General features: G+C 63.5%; 10 protein-coding genes and 1 tRNA gene. 5 read left to right on the top strand and 6 right to left on the bottom strand.

Annotated features, from left to right (window positions below; genetic code table 11):
- Positions 1-286: 286 nt before the first annotated feature.
- The 3 genes from AC1DW2_RS42970 to AC1DW2_RS42960 all read right to left on the bottom strand — a co-directional run bounded on the left by AC1DW2_RS42970 (position 287) and on the right by AC1DW2_RS42960 (position 3,506).
- Positions 287-1,252, bottom strand: a complete 966-nt coding sequence (locus tag AC1DW2_RS42970) for a Bug family tripartite tricarboxylate transporter substrate binding protein (RefSeq protein WP_477009120.1) — start codon at positions 1,250-1,252, stop codon at positions 287-289.
- Between the two features lie 33 nt (positions 1,253-1,285).
- Positions 1,286-2,068, bottom strand: a complete 783-nt coding sequence (gene hisN / locus AC1DW2_RS42965) for a histidinol-phosphatase (RefSeq protein WP_014491808.1) — start codon at positions 2,066-2,068, stop codon at positions 1,286-1,288.
- A 547-nt stretch (positions 2,069-2,615) separates the two neighbouring features.
- Entirely contained in the window at positions 2,616-3,506 is an 891-nt protein-coding gene (locus tag AC1DW2_RS42960; RefSeq protein WP_014491809.1) for an N-formylglutamate amidohydrolase, read from the bottom strand.
- Between the two features lie 329 nt (positions 3,507-3,835).
- Here AC1DW2_RS42960 and cpdR point away from each other — a divergent pair, with 329 nt between their 5' ends.
- Positions 3,836-4,195: a cell cycle two-component system response regulator CpdR gene (cpdR, locus tag AC1DW2_RS42955; RefSeq protein ID WP_007597092.1), complete on the top strand. Its 360-nt coding sequence runs from the start codon at positions 3,836-3,838 to the stop codon at positions 4,193-4,195.
- 73 nt (positions 4,196-4,268) lie between these two features.
- Positions 4,269-4,343 (top strand) — tRNA-Val (locus tag AC1DW2_RS42950).
- A gap of 200 nt (positions 4,344-4,543) precedes the next feature.
- On the opposite strand, the gene AC1DW2_RS42945 is transcribed toward AC1DW2_RS42950, so the two are convergent.
- On the bottom strand, positions 4,544-5,068 hold the full coding sequence (locus AC1DW2_RS42945; protein WP_477009119.1) for a Cif family virulence factor: 525 nt from the start codon (positions 5,066-5,068) through the stop codon (positions 4,544-4,546).
- Between the two features lie 158 nt (positions 5,069-5,226).
- Positions 5,227-6,525: a heme-binding protein gene (locus tag AC1DW2_RS42940; RefSeq protein ID WP_477009118.1), complete on the bottom strand. Its 1,299-nt coding sequence runs from the start codon at positions 6,523-6,525 to the stop codon at positions 5,227-5,229.
- A gap of 454 nt (positions 6,526-6,979) precedes the next feature.
- Here AC1DW2_RS42940 and AC1DW2_RS42935 point away from each other — a divergent pair, with 454 nt between their 5' ends.
- A complete protein-coding gene (locus AC1DW2_RS42935; protein ID WP_477009117.1) occupies positions 6,980-7,453 on the top strand; it encodes an L-2-amino-thiazoline-4-carboxylic acid hydrolase in 474 nt (157 codons plus the stop codon).
- A gap of 11 nt (positions 7,454-7,464) precedes the next feature.
- Complete coding sequence (locus AC1DW2_RS42930) at positions 7,465-7,710, top strand: hypothetical protein (protein ID WP_477009116.1); 246 nt, start codon at positions 7,465-7,467, stop codon at positions 7,708-7,710.
- A 126-nt stretch (positions 7,711-7,836) separates the two neighbouring features.
- On the opposite strand, the gene AC1DW2_RS42925 is transcribed toward AC1DW2_RS42930, so the two are convergent.
- Positions 7,837-8,316, bottom strand: a complete 480-nt coding sequence (locus AC1DW2_RS42925; protein WP_071909434.1) for a tautomerase family protein — start codon at positions 8,314-8,316, stop codon at positions 7,837-7,839.
- Between the two features lie 343 nt (positions 8,317-8,659).
- Between AC1DW2_RS42925 and AC1DW2_RS42920 the strand changes: the two genes are divergently transcribed.
- Complete coding sequence (locus AC1DW2_RS42920; RefSeq protein ID WP_477009115.1) at positions 8,660-8,902, top strand: hypothetical protein; 243 nt, start codon at positions 8,660-8,662, stop codon at positions 8,900-8,902.
- Positions 8,903-8,931: the final 29 nt, after the last annotated feature.

The raw sequence follows: 8,931 nt of genomic DNA, 5'->3' as shown, positions 1-8,931 counted from the left end.
GCTTCAAGGCGCTGCCAAGGCCGGCCAAGATGCTGGTGGAGCATATGCGGGCGGCGGCGGGGTAAGAGGCCTGTTGATGTGAGCCTGCTCTGCGGCCGTGCGCACCACTGCGCTCCCTCCCCCCGTGCGGGGGGGGGCGGGGGAGAGGGGTGGCCCAGGAACAGGTATCGCGGTCGCCTAGAAGAGAGATCGATGGAGTCCCCCTGTGGACCCCTCTCCCTAACCCTCCCCCGCAAGGGGGGGGAACGCACCTACCTCGTGGCGGCGTCACGACTCAAGCCGTTGATCACTTCGCCGTTTCGACGCCGGCGTCCTTGATCACCTTGGCCCACTTCTTCGTCTCGTCCGCGATGAAGCTGCGAAAATGCTCCGGCTCGTCGCCGATCAGCGTCGCGCCCTGGGCGGCGAGCTTTTCCTTTACGGCCGGATCCGCCATGGCCTTCGTCGCCAGGCCATGCAGCGCGGTGACGATCTCCTTCGGCGTGCCCTTCGGCGCCACCATGCCGTACCAGTTCTCGATACGAAGATCAGCAAAGCCCGCTTCCGCGGTGGTCGGCACGTCGGGCGCGGTCGCGGAGCGCTCGGCCGAGCCGACCGCGATCGGCTTCAACGCGCCCGCCTTGACCTGCGGCAGCAGCACCGGAAGATCCAGGAACGTCATCTGCACCTGCTGGCCCAGGAGATCGTTCACCGCGGGAGCTGCGCCGCGATAGGGCACGTGCACGATGTCGATCCTGGCCGTCAGCTTGAACAGTTCGCCGGCGAGGTGCGGAAGGCTGCCGGGGCCGGAGGAGGCGAAATTGAGCTTTCCGGGCTGCGCCTTGGCGAGCGCGATCAGCTCGCCGATGTCCTTTGCGGGCACGTTGGTGGCGACGACAAGCATTTCCGGCACGGTCGCAACCAGCGTCACCGGCGTGAGGTCGCTCGAGGTGTCGTAGGCGACCCGCTCCATGCTCGGGCTGATCGCGAGCGCGCCGGCTGAGGAGATGGCGATGGTGTAGCCGTCGGGCGCGGCCTTGGAGACCGCGTCGGTGCCGAGCACGCCGCCCTGGCCGCCGCGATTGTCGATCAGCACCGGCTGCCCTGACAGCTCCGACATGCGCTGGCCGATCACGCGGGCAATGATGTCGTTGGGCCCGCCGGCCGGGAACGGCACGATCAGCTTGATCGGTTTTGCGGGGAAATTCTGCGCGGAGGCGAGGGCGGGAAACAGGAGCAGGAATGCGAGGAGGAGCTTAGGCCAGTTGTTCATGCAGGCTCTTTTCATGCACGCTCCTTGGGGCGCTTATCCGTTGAGCAGTTTCAGTGCTTCTTCGTGAACTCTGGCGTCGCCGGCCGCGATGATGCGGCCGCCGCCCTGGGCTGGCTTGCCTTCCCAGGTGGTGACGACGCCGCCGGCGCCGGTCACGATCGGGATCAGGGCCGCGATGTCGTAAGGCTTCAGCTCGGTCTCGACCACGAGATCGACGTGACCGGCCGCCAGCATGCAATAGGAGTAGCAGTCACCGCCATAGCGCGACAGCCGCGCGCCCTGTTCGATGCGGCTGAAGATGGCGCGGTCGCGTTCGTTCATCAGCAGCGGGCTGGTGGTATAGCTCGTTGCTTCCGACAGCGAGGCGCAGCGGCGGACTTGGAGCCGGCGCTCGCCGGACGGGCCTTTATAAGTGGCCGAGCCGTTGTCGCCGGAGAAGCGCTCGCCGATGAAGGGCTGGTGCATCATGCCGTACACCGGCGCGCCCTTGTGCAGCAGTGCGATCAGCGTGCCCCAGATCGGAAAGCCGCCGATGAAGGATTTCGTGCCGTCGATGGGGTCGAGCACCCAGACATAATCGGCGTCCTCGCGCTCATTGCCGAATTCCTCGCCGACGATGCCGTGCTGGGGGAAGCTCGCCTTGATCAGCCGGCGCATCACCGCCTCCGCGGCGCGGTCGGCCTCCGTCACGGGGTCGAAATCCTTGGTCTTGCTCTTGTCGTCGATCGACAGCGAGGTGCGGAAGAACGGCAGGATGGTTTCGCCGGAGGCGGTGGCGAGCCGTCCGATGAAGGCTGAGAAGTCGATCACCGTCACGGCGCATCCTCAAAACGAAAGTCGGGTGAAGCTCGCTCCTGCCTAGCTCAATTCGCTTCTCGCGTGCAGCGCTGAGTTGGTTTGCTCCCTGGTATTTTGGATGCCGCAACCGGCTGCCCCATCCCAGTCATATGCTGGCCAAATATCGATCATAGAGTTGAAAACTTAGTTCCGAGTATGCCTCGTTCGTATGCAAACGGTTATCAACCCATTGAATTTCCTTATCAAAGAAACTGAATCTGGGTTTCGCTATAAGCAATTGAGCCATGTGCATATTGCATGGGAAACGGCTCAAAAGCCCTTGCACTTTGTGCGTCGCGGCCGCATATTGTTGCGGTGCGGTAGCGCTCTGCGTTACCGCTGCCCTCCTTGGGCGTTTCCTCCCTAGACTTGGGCCGCTTCTTCATCAGAAGCGGCCCTTTTTTCTTTGAGCCTCGATCTTCACTTCGAGCGCGCGAAAACGCGAAGCGAAGATTCGGCGCACGATACGCTGGCAGCTTGATCTGATGTTTGATCGGCGACGCGATCGCGCGGCGACGGCTCGCGTCTATTCAGCCGCGGCCTGGAACGGGCCGAGATCGCCGAACGGGATCGTCGTCGCCAGCACGTCGGCGAGCACGCCGAAGTCGCTTGCCACTTGCGCAAAGCGCGGACTGCGCTCGCGCCGCCGCTCGTCCATGTAGATCGCGCGGTTGAGCTCGAGCTGCACCGCGTGCAGGCCGCTTGCGGGGTTGCCGTAATGCTCGGTGATGAAGCCGCCGGCATAGGGCTTGTTGCGGCCGATCGAATAGCCGAGCCCGCCCATGGTCTCCTCGACCCTGTCCGGAAGCAGCGGTGTGCAGCTCGTGCCGTAGCGGTCGCCGATCACGATGTCGGGCCGCCGCGGCTCGTCCCTGCTGACGCCGACCGAGGGCATCGAGTGGCAATCGACCAGCACCACGGTGCCGAACATCTGGTGCACCTTGTTGATCAGCCGGCGCAGCGCGCGATGATAGGGCTTGTAGAGCGTCTCGATCCGCGCCAGCGCATCGTCGACCAGGATGCGTTCGCGATAGATCTCCTGGCCGTCGCCGACCACGCGCGGGATGGTGCCTAACCCGCCGGCGACCCGCATCGAGCGGGTATTGGCAAAGCTCGGCAGCCGTCCGGTGAACATGCGGGGATCGAGCTCATAGGGCTCGCGATTGACGTCGACATAGGAGCGGGGAAAGTTGACCCGCACGGTCGGAAAGCCGCGCTCGCTCAAATGGCCGATCAGCTCGTCCATGAAGGAATCTTCGGACCGCCGCAGCGTCGTCAGGTCGATCCTGGAGGCGCTGAGAAATTCGTCCGGATAGGTCGAGCCGGAATGGGGCGAGTTGAAGATGACAGGCGCGCGCCATTGCGCGGGCTCCACGATCTCGAAGGCGGGCGACACGTCGCCGTCAAACCGGGTCATCTTCTCAGGCTTCGTCCCTTCGCGCCGCGGGATCCGGGTCTCGGATCGAATTGATTCGGCCGGTGGAGCGGCTCTTATGTGTCGTCATTGTCTGGAATCGCAACCATTCTGCCAAGCGAAAAGATGTGATCGGCGCTGGAACATGTCTTAACCGTGTGGGCAGGGAAGCGGGGATGCGCCGACGCGGCTCGATTGATTCGTGCCGCATTCGGGTTCACAAGGGACCGGCAGCGCAGCCAGCCCAGGGTAAAGATTTTCACCCCAAATTTACCCTCTGTCGGGCTTAGTAACCTCTGCTGATATCCTCTGGGGATTTGACGTTTCCTGCCATGCCCAAAATCCTGCTCGCCGAAGACGACAACGACATGCGCCGTTTCCTGGTCAAGGCGCTGGAAAACGCTGGTTTTCAGGTCTCGTCCCATGACAACGGCATGGCCGCCTATCAGCGGCTCCGGGAAGAGCCGTTCGAGATGCTGCTGACCGACATCGTGATGCCGGAGATGGACGGTATCGAGCTCGCCCGCCGGGCCTCGGAACTCGACCCCGACATCAAGATCATGTTCATCACCGGCTTCGCCGCGGTCGCCCTGAACTCGGATTCGGACGCCCCCAAGAACGCCAAGGTGCTGTCCAAGCCCGTGCATCTGCGCGAATTGGTCAGCGAAGTGAACAAGATGCTGGCGGCCTAAATCGGCCCCCTTCGGTCCTTGCACCGGCTCCCCTGAGCCGTTATAGGGACCCGACCCGATCTAGAGAGATCTAGGGCGCGTAGCTCAGCGGGAGAGCACTACCTTGACATGGTAGGGGTCACAGGTTCGATCCCTGTCGCGCCCACCATCCTTCGCTCGCGATAGCGAGAGAAGGATGCCACGCCGAAGCCCAAAGGGCGCAGGCGGGCTGCAGCTGCGAGCTTCGGCCAGGCAAGCCCAAACAATCCGCGATTGCGAAACGTGCGTGTAGCCCGGATGGAGCGAAGCGCAGTCCGGGATTTGCCCCGGTGCTGCAGCGAGCCACGCCCTGACCATTCCCGATCGCGGCTATTTCAGTTCCGTGTTCGCGACCGGCAGGACGGAGGCGACGGACCAGCCGTTCGCATCCCGCACGTAGGTCTGGCTGATCAGAAACGTATTCTGTTGGGGTGGCTTGCCGGGAAGGCCGCGCGTGAAGACGATGGGAACGAGGATCTGCATGACCTCGTTCGAGATCACGGCGACGTGGAATTTCGACATGTCGGGTTCGAGGTGCCAGGTGCCCTCGTAGTAGCCCTTGAAGCGGTCCGCGACCGCATCACGGCCTCTGGTTTCGATACCTCTCGCAAACAACAGCGTGCCGGGCGAATTCCACAGCATGGCCCTCACATCGTCCGCGTTGTGCGCATTCTGCGCGGCAATGAATTTTTCGAAGATGGTTCGCGCCTGCGCATCATCTGCCGCGGCCAGCGCCGGCCCGGCCGACCAGGCGGTCGCGGCGAGAAACAACGCTGCGACAATTGCCGCAACATGACCGCGCCGTGCAAATCGTCGTAGCCTGATGGAGCCGCGGGACATCTTGGAAGGGGGCATGATCATCTCTCTTTTGGATGACAATGGTCATACCATTGATCGCCGCGCCGGCTTTTCAGGATCGCGCGAGCGGAGGTCACCGTTGCATCACGGATGCGTTGGTTCAGCCACGTCCGATACCGCGGACGTGGCGCATCGTCGTCACACCGCCATCCGCCTCACGTCAGCGGCAACAGATGATCCGGGATCGGCACGGGTGCTGCCGGCACGAGCGATGCGACCGAGACGTGCGGCCAGGTCAGGCCGGCGAAATCCAGCATGACCTTCTGTGAATACTGGATCTGCGTCGTCGCCACCCTGACATGACCACCCTTGAATCCCTTGTTGGGCACGAACGGGATCGCGGCGACGAAGCTCGGAACCAGCGGCACGTTGCTCCTCTGGCGCGGTTGCAGGATCACCGGAGGCGTTCCCGGCGGCAGGGCCGGCACGTCGATGTCGTAAACCACCGTCTCGATCCAGAACACCGCGTCCATCTGGAAGGCGTTGGCGTTCGAGCCATTGCCGCCCGGCGTCGGAACGGGCAAGCCCTGAAGGAACGCGATGTTCGCGGTGCCGCCGGCGAAGCTCGGCGCCTGCGGATGCGGGCCGGGCGACGGGATGGCCGGCAAGGGGCCGCCGGACAGCGGTGTGCCGGGCTTCGTCGAGGTCTCGATGACGATGGTCTGCGTGATGGTCTGATGCGCGATCTGATCGCGCAGCACCGTGTTCGGGTCGGTGATCATCGCCTGGGTGAGCTTGCCGGAAGCCATCAGTGCGGTCAGATCCTGAGGTAGCCTGCGAGTCGTCTTGTTGGTCGCGGTCTGGTTCTGGAATGTGATCTTGTTGCCCGGATTGCCGCCGATGAACGGTGTGATGTCGATGGCCGCGATGGTTGGCTTACCGGCGACCGGAGGCAGCGCGGTGCCTTGCGCAGTGATCGTCGTGCCGTGCGGGATCGACGCCATGCGCGCGACGGTGAACGGCTCGTGCGGATTGGTGGTGGCGGGCACCGCCAGCCAGATGCCGGGTTCGAAGTGAATGCCCACGGGCGTTCCCGTGGTGATGTCGTTGATGGTCTGGAGATACGGCACGCCGTTGAGGAATGCATCTGCCTGCTGCAGCGAGCCGCGATTGGGGATCGAGCCAAGATTGTTCGAGAACGACATCGTCTCGTCGGTGAGATTCAGCTCCAGCACGTTGTCGTCGGGGTCGGTGGTGCTGATCGGCCCCGGCATCGGCGTCGGCGTGATCTTGCTGTCGGGCCGGAAGATCGTATTGAATCCCTGTCCTGTGAAGGTGCCCGTGAAGGCCGACAGCGGACCGAGGATGGGCGGCAAGGTGACCGGCGGACGCGCAGCTCGCGCGGCGGCCCCCGCGGCGGGCTGCGCGGCGTCCCTGAACACCTCGTCGACCTCGTGGATGGAGAAATTCGCGGTCTTGGTGAATGCACTGGTGAGTGGTTTGGGCTCGTCCATGGTGATCCCTCGCGGTGCTGCAACTGTCGATGCCGGCGTTTCCCCGGGCCGGCTGTCCGGGCAGGTGAGTCCTGCGCTATTGCGCCTCCTGATCCCGCCCGATGCCGGGCATGACAACATCGTTCACGCGCGCCCATGCGCGCGTGCCGACTACGAACATCGATCGGCCCTATATTGTTGGCCGGGCCGGATACTGAACGGATCTGCGTGAATCGATCGTGATTTTCAACTTGCGGTTCGGGCAAATATGCGGTCGGGAAATAGCGGAGCCCTACGAACTGAGCGAAGCATTGCTTCCTTCTCCGTGCTCGAAAATGAGATCATCAAAATGGATGTCGGGCGCCTGGCCGGCTTCGGTTCTGCTGGGCTATCATACAACCTTAAGATGGTCGCAAATGTGTGCCAGGTCACAGGGCCAAAGAGTCGCAGCAACGAGAGACGAGCGAGGCTGCCCATGAGCGTTTCCGTCATCGAGCAAGCAAAAATCCAGGCGCAGGTGTTGGTGCCGCTGGTCAAGGCATTGCAGGCCGAGCTCGGCGAGGCGCGCGCCAACGCACTGGTGCGCAAGGCACTCGGCGATCTCTATCGCGGCTTCGGCGAGGAGTTCTGGAAAACGAAGAACGAGAACGATCTCGGCAGGGCCGTGTCGTCGGCGTTCAAGACCTATGCCCGCGACGATGCGCTCGCCTATGACGTCATCGCGCAGACCGAAGACACCTTCGCGTTCGACGTGACGCGATGCGCCTATGCCGAGTTCTACAAGGCGCTGGGCGAACCGGAGCTCGGCTTCCTCCTGGTCTGCACCGCCGATTTCGCGACCGCGGAAGGGTTTGGTCCCGACGTCAGGCTCACGCGCACGCAGACCATCATGCAAGGCGCCAGCCATTGCGATTTTCGCTGCCGGCGCGACGCCGGGGGATCACAGTGAAGGGGACGCAAATGATGCGGGCAAGCTGCCTTGCCATGGCTGCGCTCGCGCTGATGGCGTCATGCGCGGATGCGGCGATCATCGACTGGCAGGCCGAGCTCCAGCGCTGCCGCGTGCTGCGGCAGAACGTGGCGCCGCTGCTTCAGGCCGGCGAGGGGATATCCGCCGTCGGCCGCTCCAACAGGTCCGTCCGTCGCTGCATCTGGATCCAGCGCATSGCGGTGYGCAAGAAAATCCCCGGCGCGGAGGCGTGGTAGCAGGCGCCCGTCAGGTGGACTGGCTCTTCYGCCGGAGCAGCAGGTCCTTCAGTCCTGTCGGATAGAGGCTCGGTCCGCCCTGCGGAGCGGCGTCTTGCGTCGATCGACAGTCTTGCGGGCGTCGCCTCAGCCGGCGGACACGCCTGGCTTGAACAGGGCTCCGACCGGCAGCTTTTCCTGGAGGTCATACGAACTCGGCCGGTTCTCCTTGACCCATCTTTTTTCGGCGTGGGATTCGAATGGCGGCGGAATTTGCCCCTGAATCGACCAAAGGTCGGCCGGTAGCTCGTCGATGGTGACCTCCCAGTCGTATCCCCGGTCCTTGACGTAGGGCGCGATCAACTTGTCGACTGCTTTCACCCACCATTCCCTGATGACGGGGCCGGGCATCGTCCTCGCCATGTGGTCGATCTTGAAGCGGACGAATTTCTCGTGCGAAGCTCCGCCGACATAGACCGAACCTGCGGCGACTTCCTCGAAGATCATGACGGCGTAGAATTTCGGGATGGGAATCCTCGCATACATTGCGGTGACCTTCTCTGCGAATTCCTTCTTGTCATGAGCCGAGTAGGCCCCGACGGGGTGATAGACTTTCCACAACGGCACTCGAGTTCTCCTTGACGTTGGCCGGTTCTTAGGGAAGCCCGCGCAGCATTTGGTATGATGGGGATAATATCACTGACTGCGCCGTCGACTCTTCAGGATCTGGCGATCCGCGGTAACCGCTGAATCACGTCTGCGTTGGCTCAGCCTTGTTGGGGCCGCCACAGCTGGGCGAGCCGGAGCTCGCCTTTTCTCCTTTGTCTGCACTTCCGACTTTGCGACTGCGGAAGGGCCGGCCCCGACGTCAAGCTGACGCGGGCGCAGACCATCATGCAAGGCGCGCGAGCCATTGCGACTTCCGCTACCGGCGCGACGCGGGGGGATCACAGTGAAAGGAATGCGAACGATGCGGGGGGCCTGTCTTGCAATGGCTGTGCTGGCGCTGATGGCGTCATGCGCGGATGCAGCGGTGATCGACTGGCAGGCCGAGCTCCAGCGCTGCCGGGCGCTGCGCGCGAACATCGCGCCGCTGCTTCAGGCCGGCGAGGGGATATCCGCCGTCGGCCGCTCCAACAGGTCCGTCCGTCGTTGCATCTGGATCCAGCGCATGGCGGTGTGCAAGAAAATCCCCGGCGCGGAGGCGTGGTAGCAGGCGCCCGTCAGGTGGACTGGCTCTTC

It is taken from the genome of Bradyrhizobium sp. P3_C3 (assembly GCF_056402655.1).
The sequence above is the reverse complement of the archived record's forward strand: the minus strand, read 5'-3'. Positions and strand labels throughout refer to the sequence as shown.